The organism is Psychrobacter sp. APC 3279, assembly GCF_030407795.1.
Lineage (GTDB): Bacteria > Pseudomonadota > Gammaproteobacteria > Pseudomonadales > Moraxellaceae > Psychrobacter.
Genome location: NZ_JASDCR010000005.1, coordinates 91252 through 110647, shown reverse-complemented (window position 1 = coordinate 110647; position 19396 = coordinate 91252). Strand labels below are relative to the sequence as shown.

General features: G+C 43.5%; 15 protein-coding genes. 8 read left to right on the top strand and 7 right to left on the bottom strand.

The annotated features are described in order from the left end of the window. Positions 1–6 precede the first annotated feature (6 nt). A complete protein-coding gene (gene katG / locus QL898_RS03850; protein ID WP_290175892.1) occupies positions 7–2190 on the bottom strand; it encodes a catalase/peroxidase HPI in 2184 nt (727 codons plus the stop codon). Between the two features lie 780 nt (positions 2191–2970). On the opposite strand from katG, the gene QL898_RS03845 reads away from it, so the two are divergent. The 5 genes from QL898_RS03845 to QL898_RS03825 all read left to right on the top strand — a co-directional run bounded on the left by QL898_RS03845 (position 2971) and on the right by QL898_RS03825 (position 9560). Further along, the gene (locus QL898_RS03845; RefSeq protein ID WP_290175855.1) at positions 2971–4887 is read left to right on the top strand and encodes an MFS transporter; all 1917 of its coding nucleotides are present in this window, start codon (positions 2971–2973) and stop codon (positions 4885–4887) included. A 50-nt stretch (positions 4888–4937) separates the two neighbouring features. Beyond that, positions 4938–5810, top strand: coding sequence for a peptide chain release factor N(5)-glutamine methyltransferase (gene prmC / locus QL898_RS03840; RefSeq protein ID WP_290175854.1), 873 nt, complete (start codon positions 4938–4940; stop codon positions 5808–5810). 41 nt (positions 5811–5851) lie between these two features. Then, positions 5852–6661, top strand: coding sequence for a HesA/MoeB/ThiF family protein (locus QL898_RS03835; protein WP_290175853.1), 810 nt, complete (start codon positions 5852–5854; stop codon positions 6659–6661). Between the two features lie 170 nt (positions 6662–6831). After that, positions 6832–8175 carry an AarF/ABC1/UbiB kinase family protein gene (locus tag QL898_RS03830; protein WP_290175852.1) on the top strand — a complete coding sequence of 448 codons (1344 nt, stop codon included), beginning with the start codon at positions 6832–6834 and terminating at the stop codon, positions 8173–8175. A gap of 128 nt (positions 8176–8303) precedes the next feature. Beyond that, positions 8304–9560, top strand: coding sequence for a YbfB/YjiJ family MFS transporter (locus tag QL898_RS03825; RefSeq protein WP_201547309.1), 1257 nt, complete (start codon positions 8304–8306; stop codon positions 9558–9560). A 5-nt stretch (positions 9561–9565) separates the two neighbouring features. Here QL898_RS03825 and QL898_RS03820 read toward each other — a convergent pair whose 3' ends face one another. After that, positions 9566–10054 carry an Lrp/AsnC family transcriptional regulator gene (locus QL898_RS03820; RefSeq protein ID WP_201547308.1) on the bottom strand — a complete coding sequence of 163 codons (489 nt, stop codon included), beginning with the start codon at positions 10052–10054 and terminating at the stop codon, positions 9566–9568. A gap of 221 nt (positions 10055–10275) precedes the next feature. Between QL898_RS03820 and leuA the strand changes: the two genes are divergently transcribed. Together leuA and QL898_RS03810 are read left to right on the top strand one after the other, a co-directional pair. Continuing rightward, positions 10276–12060 carry a 2-isopropylmalate synthase gene (gene leuA, locus QL898_RS03815; protein WP_290175850.1) on the top strand — a complete coding sequence of 595 codons (1785 nt, stop codon included), beginning with the start codon at positions 10276–10278 and terminating at the stop codon, positions 12058–12060. A 217-nt stretch (positions 12061–12277) separates the two neighbouring features. Then, positions 12278–12907: a hypothetical protein gene (locus QL898_RS03810; protein ID WP_290175849.1), complete on the top strand. Its 630-nt coding sequence runs from the start codon at positions 12278–12280 to the stop codon at positions 12905–12907. A gap of 128 nt (positions 12908–13035) precedes the next feature. On the opposite strand, the gene accC is transcribed toward QL898_RS03810, so the two are convergent. The 5 genes from accC to tnpA all read right to left on the bottom strand — a co-directional run bounded on the left by accC (position 13036) and on the right by tnpA (position 17996). Then, complete coding sequence (accC, locus tag QL898_RS03805; RefSeq protein WP_057759692.1) at positions 13036–14397, bottom strand: acetyl-CoA carboxylase biotin carboxylase subunit; 1362 nt, start codon at positions 14395–14397, stop codon at positions 13036–13038. Between the two features lie 125 nt (positions 14398–14522). Continuing rightward, complete coding sequence (accB, locus tag QL898_RS03800) at positions 14523–14954, bottom strand: acetyl-CoA carboxylase biotin carboxyl carrier protein (RefSeq protein WP_102092842.1); 432 nt, start codon at positions 14952–14954, stop codon at positions 14523–14525. Between the two features lie 240 nt (positions 14955–15194). After that, on the bottom strand, positions 15195–16562 hold the full coding sequence (locus tag QL898_RS03795; RefSeq protein WP_290175848.1) for an MATE family efflux transporter: 1368 nt from the start codon (positions 16560–16562) through the stop codon (positions 15195–15197). 397 nt (positions 16563–16959) lie between these two features. Beyond that, positions 16960–17439: an EVE domain-containing protein gene (locus QL898_RS03790; RefSeq protein WP_290175847.1), complete on the bottom strand. Its 480-nt coding sequence runs from the start codon at positions 17437–17439 to the stop codon at positions 16960–16962. Positions 17440–17597: 158 nt separating this feature from the next. Next, complete coding sequence (tnpA, locus tag QL898_RS03785) at positions 17598–17996, bottom strand: IS200/IS605 family transposase (RefSeq protein WP_290175846.1); 399 nt, start codon at positions 17994–17996, stop codon at positions 17598–17600. A 74-nt stretch (positions 17997–18070) separates the two neighbouring features. Here tnpA and QL898_RS03780 point away from each other — a divergent pair, with 74 nt between their 5' ends. Next, positions 18071–19378, top strand: coding sequence for a transposase (locus QL898_RS03780; protein WP_290175845.1), 1308 nt, complete (start codon positions 18071–18073; stop codon positions 19376–19378). The last annotated feature ends 18 nt before the right edge of the window (positions 19379–19396 follow it).

Here is a 19396-nt window from a genome sequence, read left to right as displayed (position 1 = left end):
CTCAGCTTATTTAGCAATATCAAAGCGGTCTGCATTCATAACCTTGTTCCAAGCGCGGACGAAGTCACGAACGAATTTCTCTAAGTTATCATCTTGCGCGTATAGCTCAGCATAAGCACGTAATATAGAGTTAGAGCCAAATACCAAGTCTACACGGCTTGCTTGCCATTTGACGTTTCCTGTACCACGCTCACGTACTTCGTAACTATTAGCAGTATTGTCGGCTGCTTTTACAGGGTGCCATGTGTAATTTATGTCTGTTAAATTGACAAAGAAGTCGTTGGTAAGCACGCCAGCACGTTCAGTAAAGACGCCATGTTGGCTCTGACCGTGGTTGGTATCAAGGACTCGCATACCACCAAGCAATACGACCATCTCAGGCGCTGTCAATCCCATTAATTGTGTGCGATCAAGTAGCATCTCTTCTGGTGATACCGCGTAGTCGCCCTGAATCCAGTTACGATAGCCATCATGTAGCGGCTCTAAATCAGCGAAAGATTCGGCGTCAGTCATTTCAGCGTCAGCATCGCCGCGACCTGGATTGAACGGTACAGTAATATCTACACCTGCATCGTTTGCTGCTTGTTCAATCGCAGCGTTACCAGCCAATACAATAAGGTCTGCTAAGCTAACGTCTTTATCAAAGCCAGACTGAATGCTGGTCAATGTCTCAAGTACACGTTGTAATTGTTCTGGCTCGTTGCCTGCCCAGTCTTTTTGTGGGGCTAAACGGATGCGTGCACCGTTGGCACCGCCGCGATAGTCCGAAGCGCGGAACGTACGAGCGCTATCCCATGCTGTAATGATCAACTCACGACGACTAAGGTCACTGTCTAAAATCTGTGCTTTTAGCGTTGCAATATCATCAGCAGTCAAGTCCGCGTTGCCTGTAGGAATAGGGTCTTGCCATACAAAGTCTTCGCTTGGTACATCGGCACCTAGGTAACGAGATTTCGGTCCCAAATCGCGGTGAGTCAGTTTGAACCATGCTCTAGCGAATACTTCATCAAAGTACTCTGGGTTGTTGTGGAATTTCTCAGAGATCTCACGATAGATAGGATCTTTAATCAACGCCATATCGGCATCAGTCATGATTGGGTTACGGCGTACACTTGGATCATGCGCATCTAAAGGACGGTCTTCTTCCTTAATGTCGACAGGTTCCCACTGCCACGCACCAGCTGGACTCTTAGTCAACGCCCATTCATGGTTGAACAACAAATCAAAGTACTCATAGTTCCACTCAGTTGGATTCGTAGTCCAGGCGCCCTCGATACCACTTGAAACTGTATCGCCTGCATTACCTGTGCCTTTAGGGTTGCGCCAGCCTAGGCCTTGCTCTTTGATATCAGCGCCTTCTGGTTCATCTTCTAGTATCGTCGCGTCACCATTACCGTGACACTTACCAACCGTGTGACCACCAGCTGTCAAAGCAACGGTCTCTTCGTCATTCATCGACATACGACCAAACGTAGTACGGATGTCTTGTGCGGTTTTGATTGGGTCAGGATTGCCATCAACACCTTCTGGGTTGACATAGATCAAACCCATTTGCACAGCAGCTAAAGGATTTTCTAATGATTCGCGCTCTTCATCACTGTCGTAACGGTTTTTGGTAGCAGCTAGCCATTCGCGCTCAGAACCCCAATAGATGTCTTTTTCTGGATGCCAGATATCAGCTCGGCCACCGGCAAATCCTAGAGTTTTGAAGCCCATAGATTCATAAGCCATGTTACCTGCCAAAATCATCAAATCGGCCCAAGACAATTTATTGCCGTATTTTTTCTTGATTGGCCATAATAGACGGCGGGCTTTATCAAGGTTGACGTTGTCAGGCCAGCTGTTCAATGGTGCAAAGCGTTGATTACCAGTATTAGAACCGCCGCGACCATCAGAACGACGATACGTACCAGCTGAATGCCATGCCATACGAATCATCAAACCACCATAGTGTCCCCAGTCAGCTGGCCACCATTCTTGCGACTCAGTCATTAGATTTTTTAAGTCAGTTTTGACTGCTTCTAAGTCCAGCTGCTTAAAAGCTTCAGCATAATCAAAGTCTTCACCCATTGGGTCAGTCTTTTTGTCTTGCTGATGCAATATGTCTAAGTTTAGAGCATTTGGCCACCAATCTGTCGCAGCAGAAGCAGTAGTAGTATGTGCCTGATGCATAACAGGACAGCCACCCATGCTAGGACGCTGAGGCTCGTGCGAGTTATCAACGTTTTCGCTATGGATCGTTGGGCCTTGATCATCACCCTGATCATAGGTTGTGTTAGTAAGCGCATTATTGTTGCTTTCGTGATCTACAGGACAACGAGCAGAATCTGGTGCAGTGTTTTTGTCAGTGGTGTTATTGGTTGAGTCGGACATGGTATAACTCCTGGGTTGTGATAATCGAAAGAACAAACCGTGAATCTCGGTAGTCGTTGTTTATGTACAAAGCATAACTAAGCTGAGTGGATTTATAAAACTAATATATAAGAATTATAAGTTTTAAATTACCAATCGTAAAAGACTTGATGTTTTGTTTATCTCAATCGTTATTAACGCCTATGCTTATCACTGCCAGTTAAGAGTAAACCAATAGAGTGCACCTAACCAATCAAGCCTGCGTCATTTTTACTACTACCTTTATATTACCTATAAATAATGTCATTGTCAGACATCTTTCAAAACAGAAATTAGCAATAAAAAAGAGAGCTAAGATAACCCTGGTAAAACACTGCGATTTTTTGCGTTACTATTAAGAAATATAAGCAATTGCACCTGGTCTGCAATCGCTAAGTTAATGCAAAAACATCTAGTCAAGATAAAGGTTCTCAAGTACCATAACTGGATTTTGTTGTAATGATAATATTGGTGCAACGTAGAGCAATTTTTATCGATCCTTTTGTCAATAACTGATTCTAAAGATTGATAAAAATTGTGCGCGGTTGTGTTCTTTGTCTGAATTGTTGGTGAGTTATTATGTCTGCTGTCAAATCTGTACCGCCCAATCAACCAATTGCCAAAAAGTCATGGGGCGAGGCTATAAAAGCTTATCTCGATCCTCGTGTCATTATTATGCTGTTTTTGGGGTTCTCAGCGGGTATACCTATTCTGCTGATTTTCTCAAGTCTATCGCTATGGCTGAGAGAAGCAGGCATTGATCGTAGTGTCGTCACTATGTTCAGTTGGGCAGCATTGGGTTATTCGTTCAAATTTATTTGGGCGCCATTGATTGATGCGCTCCCTGTGCCGTTTTTGACCAAGTGGCTAGGGCGTCGTCGTAGTTGGATGGTGGTATCACAGTTGCTTATCGTGCTGGCGATCTTTTTGATGGCAAGGGTAAATCCTGTTAGCGAAGATGTCTTGGTTTATATGGCAGGCGCGGCCGTGCTGCTTGGGTTCTCTTCTGCGACACAAGATATCGTGATTGATGCGTACCGTATTGAGCTTGCGCCGCCGTCTATGCAGTCTATCTTGTCCTCTATCTATGTGTCAGGCTACCGTATCGGTATGATTGTCGCAGGGGCAGGCGCGTTATATTTGGCTGATTATTTCGGCTCAAATGAGACGTTTTATAGTTATGAAGCATGGCGCAATACCTATTACATCATGGCAGGAGTCATGACGTTAGGGGTATTAACGACGTTTGCTAGTTATGAGCCAACCGCTGAGACCCTGCAAAGTAAAAAGCAGAAGGGTAACTTAAAAGTATTCCTAATTTATTCGGCGTTACTGCTTATCCCAGGTCTGCTGTTTGGTGTTATTTACCTGATTAATATTTTGATCAATACAGTATTTGATAGCACAGTGGCCTTGATACCACTAATGGTAATGCCAGCGATTAAATTTTACTTTTTAGCATTGGTCGCGTGCGCGCCATTGTTATTACTGTACTTTATTATTAATCAACCAAAAATCATTAACAAAGCCCCGTTGGTCGCTGAAACTCGTGAAGACTACGTCAGACTGGTAGCGTTGTTTGTATTTTCAGTGATTGCCTTTATCGCTGCTTATATATTGATGGGACAAGTCTTACCAGAGTTCGAAGGCGCGTTTTCTAGCTTCTTTGTAGAAACCTTGCACTTGTTAGTAAGCCTAGGCGCGGCAATGGCAGCAGGTTATGCACTAGTACAAGTAGGACTGGTGAAAAAAGAAGTGGCCATGGCAACATGGATCGAGCCTGTCTTAGATTTTTTCCGACGTTATGGCAAAAAAGCCCTGCTGCTATTAGCCTTGATTGGTCTATACCGTATCTCAGATATCGTCGCAGGCGTGATCTCCAACGTCTTTTATCAAGATATGGGCTTTAGCAAAACAGATATCGCCAATGCCGTAAAACTGGTCGGTGTGATTATGGCAATTGCAGGTGGCTTCTTGGGCGGGATTTTGGCTCAGCGTTTCCGTATCATGCATGCCATGATGATAGGCGCGATTTTAGCGTGTGCGACCAACCTGTTGTTTGTGGTATTGACATATAACCCAGGTAGCCTGCCAATCATGTATATGGCAGTGATATTTGATAACTTGGCTGCGGGCCTTGCAAGCGCTGTATTTATCGCTTTCTTATCAGCACTGACATCGATTCGCTTTACCGCGGTACAGTATGCGATTTTTTCCTCATTGATGACCCTGATACCAAAAGTAATGGGTGGTTATTCTGGTGCTATCGTCGATAATATGGGTTATCCGTTTTTCTTTATCTTTACCTTTGCTATTGGTATTCCAATTTTGGCACTGATTTACTTTGTTGATAGACATATTATCATTGGTGATAACGATGATATTTATGGCGATGACAATAATGATAGTAGCGGCGGCAATGGGGTAGGTGACAAACTGAGCAAAACCAATCCTAACCTGACCGATACCAAAGAGCCACCACGCGCATCAGAGTAGGCTAAACAGTATTTTACCTTTATTCATTCACTGTTATTTAAGAGCTATCTATGACCGTATCAACCATTCGTCAAATCAAGCAGCAGATTCAACAACTGACGAATGGTGAGTCAGATAATCAGCAGCCGTCATTTTGGTTCACTGACTGGTTGGTGCATGTCATTGATAAGCCTGCGATAGCGTTGATGACTGATGAAGATTATCAGCTAAGTGATAGTGAAGTCGCACGGTTCAATGACGGCGTGGTGAAAATGCAGCAAGGTATACCGCTTGCGTATCTAACCGGACAGCAGGAGTTTTGGTCGCTTAGCTTTAAGGTAAACGAGCATACTTTGATTCCTAGGCCTGATACCGAGGTATTGGTTGAGCAGGTATTGAACTGGATAAACGCTCAGCCAGCGCAACTTAGTAATAAACGATTGTTAGATTTGGGGACAGGGTCAGGTTGTATCGCTATCAGTCTTGCCCATGAATTAAAACACGCTAATTTGCAAGTCGTAGCGGTTGATTTATCGTCAGAGGCGCTCAAAGTTGCTCAGCACAATGCCGTGAGCAATAATGTTGCCAATGTTGATTTTGTCCAAAGCAGTTGGTATCAAGCGTTACCTACTAACGATGAGCCGCAGTTTGACGTGATCGTGTCAAACCCTCCGTACATTGACGAGACAGACGAGCATTTGGCCCATCTAACAGCTGAACCGATTAGTGCGCTCAGTGCACCCAATCAGGGTTTGGCTGATATCGAGCATATCGTCCAGCAAGCGACGACATATCTATGTACAGGTGGGTTATTAGCTATTGAACATGGCTATGATCAAGGGGATGCTGTTCGCAAGTTGTTTTTGAATAGTGGTTTTGAGTCAGTACATACCGTAAAAGACTACAGTGGTAATGATCGCGTCACGCTAGGGCAAGTCCAATAGATAGTTTTTTGGTAGTAGATTTCTTTGATTATAGGTTGTAGATGAATATGGTAGAAGAGATGGTACAGCTATCGGATGATGAGCTGCTCCGTTATGCTCGGCAAGTTTTATTAGACGGTTGGGATATGGACGCTCAGCTGCGATTAAAGACAGCACGTGTGGTCATAATAGGGGCAGGTGGCCTTGGTTGTCCTGCGTCTGAGACATTGGTGCGTGCTGGGGTGGGTCACGTTCATCTGATTGATGATGACGAGATTGAGGCGAGTAACTTGCAACGGCAAACGCTGTTTTTGCCAGAAGATGTTGGTCAGTCTAAAGCACTGACCGCAGCGCACATGTTAGAGCGCATCAATCCCTTGATAAAGGCTCGCGGCACAGTCGCACGATTAGATGAAGACAACGCTTATGAATTGCTCGATATGGCAGCAGGCAAGCCTGACTTACTCTTAGATTGTACGGATAATTTTGCCACGCGCGACATCATCAATCGTATTAGTGTACGCTATCAGATTCCCCTGTTATCTGCCTCAGCGATTGCGATGCAAGGGCAGTTAGCACTGTTCGAACCTCAGCTCGACACTGGTTGCTATCATTGCGTGTTTGGCTCCGTAGTGCTCGACGAAGCCGCTGACGAACGTACGTGTGCCAATTCAGGAGTGCTGGCCAGTACTACTGCCGTCATGGGTAATTTGCAAGCCAATGCTGCGTTGCAATACTTGGGATTAACCAAAAATCCACTGACAAACAAACTGCTCATATGGGATGGTAGTCAGATGCAGCAGCGACTAATGGGCTATCGAAAAGACCCGCAGTGTCCTGTCTGTAGCAGTCCTATAGTCAATCCTCTATAAATTGGATACAGTGTCAGGCTTGCTTAGTCTACGACTGGTAGTACTTTCGCTCGCCTTCCTTGTATCCAAATTATCTTTAACCGACTATAACTGAGTAATCTTATTTTAACGCGTTTTTATATTGTATTGCCTATCTTCAAACCTCCTTCTTATTACCATAGTTGTTTTTTATGAAAATTCATCGTCCGCATTTATTAAAGCATACTTTTAATGTCATGAACCGTGTTCGCCAAACAGCGAGTGTGGCAGGTCTGTCTGCGCTAAGAGTGGCAAAAGGTGAGAAACCTGACGCGATGCTACTCAAAGAAACCTTTGAGCAGTTAGGCACAACTTATATCAAAATCGGTCAATTTATCGCCAGTACACCGTCATTGTTTCCACGTGATTATGTCAAGGCTTTCCAGAGCTGCTTGGATCAAACTACGCCATTGTCTTATGCTTATATCGAGCAAGTGCTAAAAGAAGAGCTGGCGACTAATGGCATGACGCTTGATGATACGTTTGCGCACATTGACTCAGAGCCACTAGCCTCAGCTTCTATCGCTCAAGTGCATGCAGCACGGTTGCACAATGGTAATGAAGTGGTGCTGAAGGTACAAAAGCCTGGCGTCGAGACCATCATGCAGACCGACTTGGGTGTATTGCATGGCGTAACTAAGCTACTTGAAATACTGATGCCCTCAATGAAGTTTGCGAGTATTGCGCCGATTATCGATGAGATTCGTCTGCGTATGCTTGCCGAGACGGACTTTATCGCTGAAGCCCAGAACATCCGCGATTTTCAACAGTTCTTAGCGGTATCAGGTAATACTCGTGTCGTTGCACCAACTGTCTATGAAGAGCTGACTACCAAGCGTGTGCTAACGATGAGCCGCCTATATGGCGTTTCTATGGTCGATGAGTCGCTCATGCGCCAATACTGTGCAGATCCTGCCCAAGTTATGGCAGACACTTTGAACACATGGTTTGCCAGTCTTATGTTATGCAATAGTTTCCATGCGGATTTACACGCTGGTAATTTGATGCTATTGACTGATGGTCGTATTGGATTTTTGGATTTTGGTATTGTCGGCAAGCTCAAAGCTGAGAGCTGGCGCGCATGTATGGGCATGATGCAAGCCATGCAAGACAGTGACTATCAAGCCATGGCGCGCCATATGATTGACATGGAAATGACGCATGGTGGCAATAAAGTCAATGTGGCTGCATTAGGGGATGACTTGCAACGGATGATGACAACCATCATGGCAGAAGATAAAACCTTTACCAGCGGTGTGCCGTTTAATAGTAAAGAACAAGCCGATGAGCTTAATAAAATGATGCTTGAGATTGTCGAAGTTGGTAAACGTCATGGCATCCATTTCCCACGCGACTTTGCTCTATTGACCAAACAGATGTTGTATTTTGATCGGTTTATGCGTACGCTAGCTCCAGATATGGATATGTTTAGCGATCAGCGGGTACAAATGCTAGGACAGGATACGGTAGAGACGCCAACGTTAGACGTATTATAGTTTTCGCTAATAAATTTATGCTGGCCTAATATATCTAATAACTTTTCTATTTCTGCGTTTATTTATTACTGCTTTTGACTGTCTAACACAAAGGATTGTGTGCTAATTACCACAAAAATGGCGCTGTCATGATGACTGCTTTTAAAAGCCGTATGGTCCCGACGATTACCAACGAAGCTGCCATTGCCTGTATCGGTATGTACTGCATGGCAGTCGTTATGGGTTATGGACGCTTTCTGTTTACCGCCACCTTACCTGATATTATGGTGCAATTGTCGCTATCAACGACGATTGCAGGCTGGCTGGCATCAATCAATTATATCGGTTACTTTATTGGCGCTCTTATAGCCATGTTTGTACCTCAGCGCTTGACATGGCAGACGATGACGCTGTGGGCGATTATTAGTGTTATTACAACGATGCTGCTTGTTGTGCCTGATATGTCGTTAACTCTATGGTATATCATTCGCTTAATCGCAGGCATTGCAAGTGGCGTAGCGATGATATTGAGCTCATCTTTCGTGATTCAAACCCTTAGCCCTGAGCGCCGTTCTGTATTATCAGCAGTCCACTATGCAGGTATTGGTGTCGGCATCAGCGCCTCTGCCATCGTAACGTGGTGGCTATTAAAATTAGGCTATCACTTCGATGTAATTTGGCTGGTCGCAGGTGTCACCAGTTTACCGCTTGTGTGGCTACTTTATACGATAAAGCCAAGACAAGTACAAGCTGTTGATTCACAGCAGATTGATGCCAAACAGCACGTGTCAGTGCACCAGACCTATTTAAACTTTAAACGCTCCTTATATGAAGCCATCTCTGGGCACCATAAAGCGCTTACTTTACTTTTCGTCAGCTACGTACTGGCAGGGTTTGGTTATATCAGTTCAGCAACTTTTTTGCCCGTCATGGCAGCGCAGCGTCTAACGACACAGACGTATGCTGGACTCATGATTTGGTTGGTCGTTGGTATTTTTGCGATGTTGTCAAACCCCCTATGGGGCGCGCTTGCTAAACGTATCGGTGAGATAAAAACCTTAATGGGGCTAACAGTATTGCAAGCATTTGGCATGTGCTTGCCGATATGGTTTGATGGTGCACTTGGATTGTATGGCAATGCTGCGATTTTAGGATTGACCTTCGTCGGTATGGTATCGATGACACTGACTTTATTTAAAAACATCAATCCTGCCTATTCTAATTTACTGATTGCTTTGGCAACGTTGGCTTATGCATTGGGTCAGTTTTTAGGACCCTTGGTAACAGTGGCACTGGCAGGGCAAGATAGTAATTTCAATGCAGGGTTACTTGTCGCTGCTATTGGATTAATGATTGGATTTGTACTATTGGTATGGTTTCGTCGACAGTCGCCAACGACCGCTTAGATCGTCTAAACCACACTACGACTAAATACTTCTCGTAATTCAAAACTGGTATGAACTTGGGCTACGCCTTCAATACGATTAAGGCGATGTAATAAAAATTCTTCGTAATGTGTCATATCACGTACCCTAACCTTAATCAGATAGTCTTCCGTGCGTCCTGTGACAATACTACAGCTAATGACTTCCTCAAAGCTTTGGACTTTGCGTTCAAACTGCTCGAAACGTTCTGCTGTATGTCGATCCATACTAATAGCGATAAACACGGCTAGCGGATAGCCAAGTTTTTGCGCATCGGTTTTGGTATGGTAGCCGGTGATAATGTTCGCATCTTCTAGGCGTTTGATACGACGTGCGCAAGGGGTGGCAGACAGGTTGACGCGTTCAGCAAGTTCAGTAATACTCATGCGCGCCTGCGTTTGCAATAAGCGCAGCAACTGTCTATCTGTCTCGTCTATATCTGCAGTCCCTATACTATCAATATGATTATCTGGCATTTCTTAAGCCTTAATAGTGAATTTATTCGATTATAATGTCTAAATTGTGTTTTTCCACTAAAATAACAGAAAATAAAGTAAAAGAAAGCAGGTTTCTCTCTGTTAAACTTTGATATTATTATGGTATGAACACTAGTTATCTCGTATGATAAATACTGATCTAATCAACAGCTAATCGCCTAGCTAAATATATAAACAACCATATCATCTAAGGATTGATTATGTCTGACCAAGCCACGCACACTGCAGCCACAGGGACTGCAAAGATTACACCAAAAAGTGCCACTTTTGACTTCCGTAAATACCGTCCATTTGCATTTGCGCCATCGCTGCCAGATCGTACTTGGCCAAGCAAGACGATTGAGAAGTCACCGATATGGGCAAGTGTGGATCTGCGTGATGGTAACCAAGCACTGATTGATCCGATGACCATTGAACAAAAAATGCGTTTCTTTAAGACCTTAGTAGATGTTGGTTTTAAAGAGATTGAGATTGGTTTTCCATCAGCGGCGCAGGTAGAATTTGACTTTGCGCGTAAGCTTATCGAAGAAAACCACGTACCTGAAGATGTAACGCTACAAGTATTGGTACAAGCGCGCGAGCATTTGATTGCCCGTACTTTTGAATCATTAAAAGGCGCAAAACGTGCGGTTGTCCATGTCTATAACTCAACCAGCCGTGTACAACGCGAAAAAGTCTATGGCAAAGATAAAGCCGAAATCAAAGAGATTGCGATTGCAGGCGCCAAGCTATTACAAGAATATGCAGCAAAGTATCCTGAGACAGATTGGGTATTTCAGTACTCACCAGAGAGCTTTAGCCAGACAGAAACTGAATATGCCGTAGAGGTTTGCGATGCAGTATGTGATGTGTGGCAACCACAGCAGGGTCAGGAAGTTATTTTTAACTTGCCAGCGACGGTTGAGGCTTCTATGCCCAATGTCTTTGCTGATCAAGTAGAGTACTTCTGCCGTAATTTAGCCCAGCGTGAGCACGTGATTGTAAGCTTGCATACTCATAATGACCGTGGCTGTGCGGTAGCGGCAGCTGAATTGGGCGTACTTGCAGGTGCGGATCGTATCGAAGGCACATTGCTTGGTAACGGTGAGCGTACAGGGAATATGGATATCATGGTCATGGCCATGAACTTGTTTAGCCAAGGTATCGATCCTGAGCTTGATTTTAGCAACATGAGTGAAATCGTACAGGTGGTGAGCGAATGCAATAACCTACCATTGCACCCACGTCATCCTTATGTAGGCGAGTTGGTCTTCACGGCATTTAGTGGCTCACATCAAGATGCTATCAAAAAATCTCTCGATTATAATGAAAGCAATCAGAGCGAAACAGACAATGTCTGGGACGTGGCTTATCTACCCATTGATCCTGCACATATTGGGCGTAGCTACCAAGATGTAGTACGTATCAATAGCCAGTCGGGCAAAGGTGGCGTCGCATATATCTTGCAGCGTAACTACGGTTTCAACTTACCACGTTGGATGCAGATTGACTTTAGCCGTGTGGTACAAAAGCAAGCTGAAGCAGCTGCAAGAGAATTGCAGAATGATGAAATCTTGCAGACCTTTGAAGATACTTACTTGCAGCAGGGCAAGTTTGAGCTGCTAGACTATAGCGTCAACAATAAAGGCGGTGAGGTTTACTTTAGTGGTCAAGTACAAATGAATAGCGATACTATTGATATTGATGGCACGGGTAACGGCCCATTATCATCATTTATTGATGGACTTGCACAGCATACTGGCAAATCACTACATATTATTAACTATGCAGAACATGCGATTAACCCGCATCATAACAGTGGTAATGGTATCGATGATGATACCAACAGTGATAACAAAACCAATGCCAATGCTGCTGCTTACATTCAGTTAAATGTCGATGGCGAGGTATACTCAGGCATCGGTACTTGTAGCAGTACAGTATCAGCCATGCTAAAAGGGGCGTTATCAGCTTTTGCTCAAGCGCTAAACACAGAAGCTGCTTAGTGTTAAGTAGTCATTGATACCACGCAAAATTCTGTATGCTAATAACGCCATCGCTCCTTGTCTTTAGCAAGTGAAGCGATGGCGTTATTTTTTACCATAAATACATATGAAATTCCAACTACAGGTTTATGAGCAATAGCATAATGTTACTTGTGTTTTTGGTGTCTAAGACTTACGCTAATGTATATATTAAAATATTATAAATAAAAGGTTAATTATGGAACCTATCTCATTTGCTTCATTCACGCTAGCATCTATTTTGGCTTCGTTGCCTGCGAACGGTGAGGCTACCAAGCCGACCATCACCACTCATATTAGCCCAGCCATTGCCGGACAGTGGGAAATAGACTTGGATAGTAGCGCTCATTCTACTCAGGCTATGATGACCAAGGAAGCGGAAGATAACCAGTCGGCAAATATTGCGCCACAGCCTAGCAGTGTAGAGCCCAAGGTGATAACAGGCATGGACGGCGGCGTACTGACTCAAAGTGAAGAGCGGGTTCTAAACATTCAACCAACTACTAGCAAAAACTTACTTGCATCAGTTGGTAAGTCTAACCAGTGCCGCGAGCTATATAACTTTAGTGCGGATAATGAGATGTGGTCTGTCAGTGGCAAAGAGTGGACATACGGCCGATATCTGGTTACCCATCGTGAAGAAGGGCTGCCAGTTATTGCGATCAAGACTGTTTATGATAATAATGAAGTAGACTGCTCAGGCAATCAGATCGACCAGACTGATGAAGCGTTAATTGCATTTATCAATCATGATGGCAACCAGATGCAATGGTGCGCTGATCCTGATGGTAACGAATGCTTTATGAACTTCAATAGAGTGTTGCCATAATTAGATATGCTCGTTGTACTTTATGTATGATTGACAGCTTATTGATGACATAAAAAAACCGCTATATTAATAGCGGTTTTTTATGTGCTGTTTTAATTAAACTTAGCGAACTCTATAAGTATTTTAGCCTACGAGTCTTTTTTAGCTTTATTCGCAGTCAGCAGCTCTCTTTCGAGATAGTGAATATTTTGCGCTTCACGAGTAAAGTTATCATCCGCCAAAATCACATCACGATGTAAAGGAATATTGGTTTTGATACCTTCGATAATCAGCTCATCAAGGGCATGTACTGTCTTAGCAATGGCTTGCTGACGAGTTTGACCGTGACAGATAAGCTTACCAATCAATGAATCGTAATAGGTCGGTATCTCATAGCCAGGGTATAGATGAGAGTCAAAGCGAATGCCAGAACCACTTGGCGTGAACAATTGACTGATAGTGCCTGGGCAAGGTACAAAAGTTGCTGCATCTTCGGCATTAATACGACATTCGATCGCATGACCTTGGATCTCAATCTCGCTTTGGCGATAAGACAGACCGTAACCAGCTGCGATTTTGAGCTGCTCGACCACAACATCAATACCAGTAATCATCTCAGTCACTGGATGCTCAACCTGTACACGAGTATTCATCTCAATAAAGAAAAACTCGTTATTTTCAAACAAGAATTCAAACGTACCAGCACCGCGATATTTAACAAGCTCACACGCTTTTACACAAGCTTTTAGGATTGGTTCACGTACATCATCTGGGATGTCAGGCGCAGGTGCTTCTTCTAGTACTTTTTGATGGCGACGCTGCAATGAGCAATCACGGTCATATAGATGGATAGCATTACCATTACCATCACCCAACACCTGTACTTCTACGTGGCGCGGGTTTTGTAGATAGCGCTCCATATAGACAGTGTCATCACCGAACCAAAGCTCAGCTTCTTGTTTAGCAGCTTGTACTTGACCAATCAATTCGTCAAAGCGTTCAACCACACGCATACCGCGTCCACCGCCGCCAGAAGCCGCTTTAATCAATAGTGGGAAACCGATATTGCGGGCTTGCTCTTCAGCATTATGCAGGGTCACAGCGCCAACTGAACCAGGTACAGTTGGTACGCCAGCTTTTTTCATAGCGTTGATGGCAGAAACTTTGTTGCCCATAAGGCGAATATGATCAGCATTAGGACCAACGAAGGTCAATCCTGCTTCTTCTACTTGTTCAGCAAATTCAGCATTCTCAGACAAAAAGCCATAACCAGGATGGATAGCATCTGCACCAGTGATTTCAGCAGCAGTTAAGATGGTATTGATATCAAGGTAGCTTTGGTTAGCATTAGGCTTGCCAATACAAATTGCCTCATCAACAAAGCGCAAGTGCATCAAGTTGGCATCCGCAGTAGAGTAGACACCTACCGTTTCGATACCTAGCGCTTTACAGGCGCGGACGATGCGCAGGGCAATTTCACCTCTGTTGGCAATGAGCAATTTTTTTATCATGGGTTCATCCTTGTCGAAGCGTCAGTCATTGACTGAGTTTCGATACATAGCATCAGGTTGTTTAGCATTGACGCGGTATATATACCAAAAGTCAGCCATAATGAAATAAAGTATGGCAAATATCGTTACGCTTTGTAGCGTATGACAGGTTGACCGAACTGTACGACTTCAGAGTTATCTACCAAGATTTCGTCAACAATACCACTTTGAGTCGCTTCAAGCGGGTTCATGATTTTCATAGCTTCGATAATACCTAAAGTATCACCTGCCTGAACTTTTTGACCGACTTTTACAAATGGTGGGTCATTAGGGCTTGGTGCTGAATAGAAAACACCAACCATTGGTGAAGACTCAACGCTACCCGCTTTTTCTGCAGGTTTGCCTTCGACAGCGGCAGCAGGAGCAGCGCTCGCAGCTGGGGCAGCCATCATAGTTGGCGCAGGCGCGTCATAGTGACGAGTTAAGCTGATATGCTCGTCGTCAGAACTGATTTCTAAATTAACCAGTTCACTTTCTTCCATAAGGGCGATGAGGGTGCGTATTTTTTCAATATCCATAGTTTTTATCTGGCCTTGTACTAAATTCGAGAAATAGTGTAACTAAATATTGTCTAATTAATTGCTAATGATACCTAGATTCAGGGCAATGAGCAATCAATGTACAGTTGTTAACTGAGAATTTTTACATATTTTGACGTAAGCCATCTCTTTAGCAAGAAAATATCCACGATTTTTCATAGTCTGTATGATCAAATGACGCTAATAATGATTATAAAATTCAATCCATAAGCAATTGGCTTAACCCCATAGCACAGTTAAGCGTTTTTGCTGATAGCGTAGACGCAAAGTAAGTAAAATAGATGATAAGAACAAACCTGTAATCAACGCCATCCAAAACCCTTGTGCACCAACGTCAGTAAAACGCACTAGATAGACGCCAAGTGGTAGGGCAACTAACCAATAGCAAAAGAGCGTTACCCACATCGGTATGGTGGTGTCTTGCATACCGCGCAATATACCAGCGACGTTAACCTGCCAGCCATCAAATAACTGATAGGCGAGTGCAAAGATAAGCAAATGCATAGACTGGGCTCTAACTTCTGGATTATCAGTGAATGCTGCTGCCAGTTCTAGTCTGAATAGCCATATCCCAACCATACAGGTTAAAGCGATCAATACGGTCCATACCAGTCCAGTAGCTTGCACTTGGCGCAATGCTAATAGGTTTTTTTGACCAAATCGATTGGAGACCATGATAGTGAGCGCCATGGCGACAGATATCGGTATCATAAATAGCTGTGAGGTCACTGACAGCGCCACTTGATGCGATGCGGTTGCTAGCTCACCCAATGGACTGATAACGAGTGCGCCTAAGCTAAATAAACTGGCTTCAAAGAAGATAGAGATGCCAATAGGGATGCCAAGTTTCAACAGCTTTTTAATCTGTGTACGATTAGGGCTAGAGAAGCCATAAAAAAATCGCGTGCTCACAAATTCGCGACGTTTTGTGAAGCTAGTATACGCCGCAAGCAATAGGACATTTATCCATAATACCAATGCTGTCGCCACCCCGCAGCCTGCACCGCCCATTTCTGGCATGCCAAATAACCCATGAATAAAAATATAGTTCAAAGGAATATCTGCAAGCAGGCCAATGATACTAATGACAGTTACAGGCTCAGGACGACCCAATGCTTCACAATAACTGCGCAGGACGGCATATACAGCGAGCGCTGGGAAACCAAATGAGACACCATGTAAATACTGTGTCGCTATCGGCTGAATGTTTTCTGGGACACCCATAATGCCAAGAACATTGGGAGCCAAATTAACAATGATAAAACCGATAATGCCAATGACACCTGCGGTCCATAGAGACTGCTGCGTGATATGCGGCACTTGGCCGTGCTGGTCTTGACCAATTGCTTCACCAATTAGAGGTGTGGTTGCGATAAGCACACCTGTGGCCAATAAAAACAGCGGTAGCCAAATACCAGAGCCAACGGCTACCGCAGCCAAATCAAGCGCCGAAACTTGACCTGCCATGATGGCATCGACCACGCCAAGTGCGGCTTGGCAAAACTGAGTAATTAAGATAGGGAGGGCAAGTACGCCTAAACGTAAGCTATAGCTTTTAAAATCTTTGAAAGACAATGGAAAAACCATGGTAAGCAACTTTTTATTCTTTGCGGTAATTGTTATTAAGGTAATTATTATTAATAAACAAACACTGCTATCAATCGACTAAGGTTGACGCAGCGAGGAGAGTAGTGCCGACGATAATACTCCGATAAATAATATGAGCAAACTTATAATGTTGCATGAGTAGATAGGCAGAGTATGAAAATAAAAGTAAAGACACTAAAATAAAAATAACCCATCGATCCAAGTAGTGGATTGACAGGTCATATACATAGTAAGATGGTAAAGAAGCCACACTATGATGTCAACGCTTTAGCACCGCTATGTAAGTATTAATCTTAGGTTTTTTGTACTCTATTTCATAGCCAATAGCCAATAGCCAATAGCCAATAGCCAATAGCTCAGAGACGATTTAATAAGTTTACTCCGGCAACAACTCAAGTGTCTCCACCATGTCCATAATTGCTCGCCAATGTTTGGGCTTTAATGGAATCACTGTTAATTGCTGACATCCTTTCCTTAGTAATAACGAATCTTCCAAAGTTGGCAAAAATTTTAGCTCTGATAGTGGTAACACCTCTGTAAAAGCTTGCTCAAAAGTGAGATCGACCATATACCAACGAGGTTCCTCTTCAGTCGCAATAGGATCATAATGACGATGCTCAGGGTGAAACTGAGTAGGATCAGGATATCCTGCTGTAGTAACTGTCATGATACCAGCGACTCCAGACGGCTTGGCGCTAGAGTGATAAAAGAACACTTTGTCACCAACTTTCATATCATCACGCATAAAGTTACGCGCACGGTAGTTACGAACGCCGTCCCAACCGTCGGTGCCCAAGCGCTGCAAATCTTCAATACCAAAAAATTTAGGGTTGGATTTCATTAACCAATACGCCATATATCTGTCCTTTGATTTTTTATTTATTTTTCAATTCGTTCTTAAAATTATCGAGGTTTTTATTAACTCACTTTCAAACTTGTCTTGAATAGTTTATCTTAAAAAAGCAAAGAGGGCTCCACCTGACATTAGGGTGGAGGTGAATTTCGCATCACTGGTTAGCCTTGCTGGTTCTGAATGTATTGCTTAATAATATCTAATGGCGCACCGCCACAAGAGCTTGCAAAGTAGGAGCGTGACCAAAGCACAGGCTTGGAATAAGCTGCTCTTAAATCAATAAAATCACCCCTCATTCGTCTACTTGTGACTGATTTTAAGTTATTAACCAATTTGCTTAATTGCACCGTGGGCGGGTACTGGATAAGCATGTGGATATGATCTGCTCCACCGTTACATTCTTTTAATTCAGCATCAAAGCTCTTGCATACCTCAGTGACACACTCACTGAAATACTTATGATGCAGCTCACCTAAAACTTTTTTTCGGTACTTAGTAATAAAAACCAAATGAACGTGGAGATTAAAGGCAGCATGGCGGTTTTTATATATCTCACTCATTGTAATAAAAACTCTTAAATGCTAGTATTATAAGCATAATATCAAACACACACTCATTAATAAAGAACGCATTTATGAAAATCAACAAAGCGTATAAATTTAGGCTTGAGCCTAATGTAGAGCAGGAGATTATTTTAAATAATCTTGTCGGCTCTGCACGTTTTGTTTGGAATCAAATGCTAGTGATCTCATTTGAGATGTTTGCTAAAGATGAGTTTATCAATGCCACGAACCTCGTTAATAAAATCATGGATCTAAAGAGCAATCCTGATTTCGAGTTCTTAAAAAGCAGCTCAAACGCTGTCTCTTTACAACAAAAAGTACGTGATCTGGCATCGGCTTGGTCGCGTTTCTTTGATCCTAAAGCACATGCCAGATTGAAAGAAAATAAAAAGAAACCTCGCAAACCCAAGTTTTTTAAACTGGCTGATGGCACAGAAATTCAACGACGACCATTAATGCCACAATTTAAGCGCAAATCCGATGGGCGTGACTCAATTCGGTTAGTTCAGTTTGATAAATACTGCCGTATTGAGGGCAATCGAGTCAAACTACCGAATGGCGTGGGATTGGTGAAGTTTAGAAAATCGCAAGACATCATCGGCACGATTAAAAATGTCACCATTAGCAAGAAATCAGGTCGATGGTATGTGTCGTTTGGCACAGAGCGCGAACTGGCTGAGAACCCACGTCACCCTGCCACAAGCGCCATTGGCTTGGACGTGGGCATCAGTAAACTACTCACCACCTCAAACGGTGAATATATTAAACCCAAAAACAGCTTTAAAACCAATCAACTCAAACTTGCCAAACTGCAACGTGGATTGGCGAAAAAAGTAAAATTCAGTGAAAACTGGAAAAAGCAAAACCGCAAGATTCAAAAACTCCATAGCCACATTGCCAATATCAGACATGACTACTTGCATAAGATCACCACCAGCATCAGCAAAAGCCACGCCATGATTGCTTGTGAAGATTTAAAAGTCGCCAATATGTCGAAATCAGCCAGTGGTACGGTGGAGAATAAAGGTCGTCATGTCAAAGCCAAGTCAGGATTAAATAAATCCATCCTAGATCAAGGCTGGGGCATGATGGTCAATATGCTTGAGTACAAGCAGCAATGGCGCGGTGGGTTACTGATTAAGGTAAACCCACGATACACTAGCCAAACCTGCTCTGAATGCCAGCATATTGCTGTCGATAACAGACAAACTCAGTCAAAATTTGAGTGCATCAAATGTAGGTATGTTGCGAACGCTGATTTTAATGCGGCTCGTAACATATTAGCGGCAGGACATGCCGTTTTATCTGCGGAGGGAGAATGCAGTAAAGGTCGCCCGTTGAAACAGAAAACAAGCGACCTTCGTGAGAAAGTCGCCTAAGAGCATTTGCTTTTAGAA

What these genes read in the sequence shown, in the direction of transcription:
- tnpA (WP_290175846.1), bottom strand. Translation starts at nt 17,996, where the DNA reads ATGAGTGAGATATATAAAAACCGCCATGCTGCCTTTAATCTCCACGTT.
- accC (WP_057759692.1), bottom strand. Translation starts at nt 14,397, where the DNA reads ATGATAAAAAAATTGCTCATTGCCAACAGAGGTGAAATTGCCCTGCGC.
- QL898_RS03830 (WP_290175852.1), top strand. Translation starts at nt 6,832, where the DNA reads ATGAAAATTCATCGTCCGCATTTATTAAAGCATACTTTTAATGTCATG.
- QL898_RS03825 (WP_201547309.1), top strand. Translation starts at nt 8,304, where the DNA reads ATGATGACTGCTTTTAAAAGCCGTATGGTCCCGACGATTACCAACGAA.
- QL898_RS03835 (WP_290175853.1), top strand. Translation starts at nt 5,852, where the DNA reads ATGAATATGGTAGAAGAGATGGTACAGCTATCGGATGATGAGCTGCTC.
- leuA (WP_290175850.1), top strand. Translation starts at nt 10,276, where the DNA reads ATGTCTGACCAAGCCACGCACACTGCAGCCACAGGGACTGCAAAGATT.
- katG (WP_290175892.1), bottom strand. Translation starts at nt 2,190, where the DNA reads ATGGGTGGCTGTCCTGTTATGCATCAGGCACATACTACTACTGCTTCT.
- accB (WP_102092842.1), bottom strand. Translation starts at nt 14,954, where the DNA reads ATGGATATTGAAAAAATACGCACCCTCATCGCCCTTATGGAAGAAAGT.
- prmC (WP_290175854.1), top strand. Translation starts at nt 4,938, where the DNA reads ATGACCGTATCAACCATTCGTCAAATCAAGCAGCAGATTCAACAACTG.
- QL898_RS03810 (WP_290175849.1), top strand. Translation starts at nt 12,278, where the DNA reads ATGGAACCTATCTCATTTGCTTCATTCACGCTAGCATCTATTTTGGCT.
- QL898_RS03820 (WP_201547308.1), bottom strand. Translation starts at nt 10,054, where the DNA reads ATGCCAGATAATCATATTGATAGTATAGGGACTGCAGATATAGACGAG.
- QL898_RS03845 (WP_290175855.1), top strand. Translation starts at nt 2,971, where the DNA reads ATGTCTGCTGTCAAATCTGTACCGCCCAATCAACCAATTGCCAAAAAG.
- QL898_RS03790 (WP_290175847.1), bottom strand. Translation starts at nt 17,439, where the DNA reads ATGGCGTATTGGTTAATGAAATCCAACCCTAAATTTTTTGGTATTGAA.
- QL898_RS03780 (WP_290175845.1), top strand. Translation starts at nt 18,071, where the DNA reads ATGAAAATCAACAAAGCGTATAAATTTAGGCTTGAGCCTAATGTAGAG.
- QL898_RS03795 (WP_290175848.1), bottom strand. Translation starts at nt 16,562, where the DNA reads ATGGTTTTTCCATTGTCTTTCAAAGATTTTAAAAGCTATAGCTTACGT.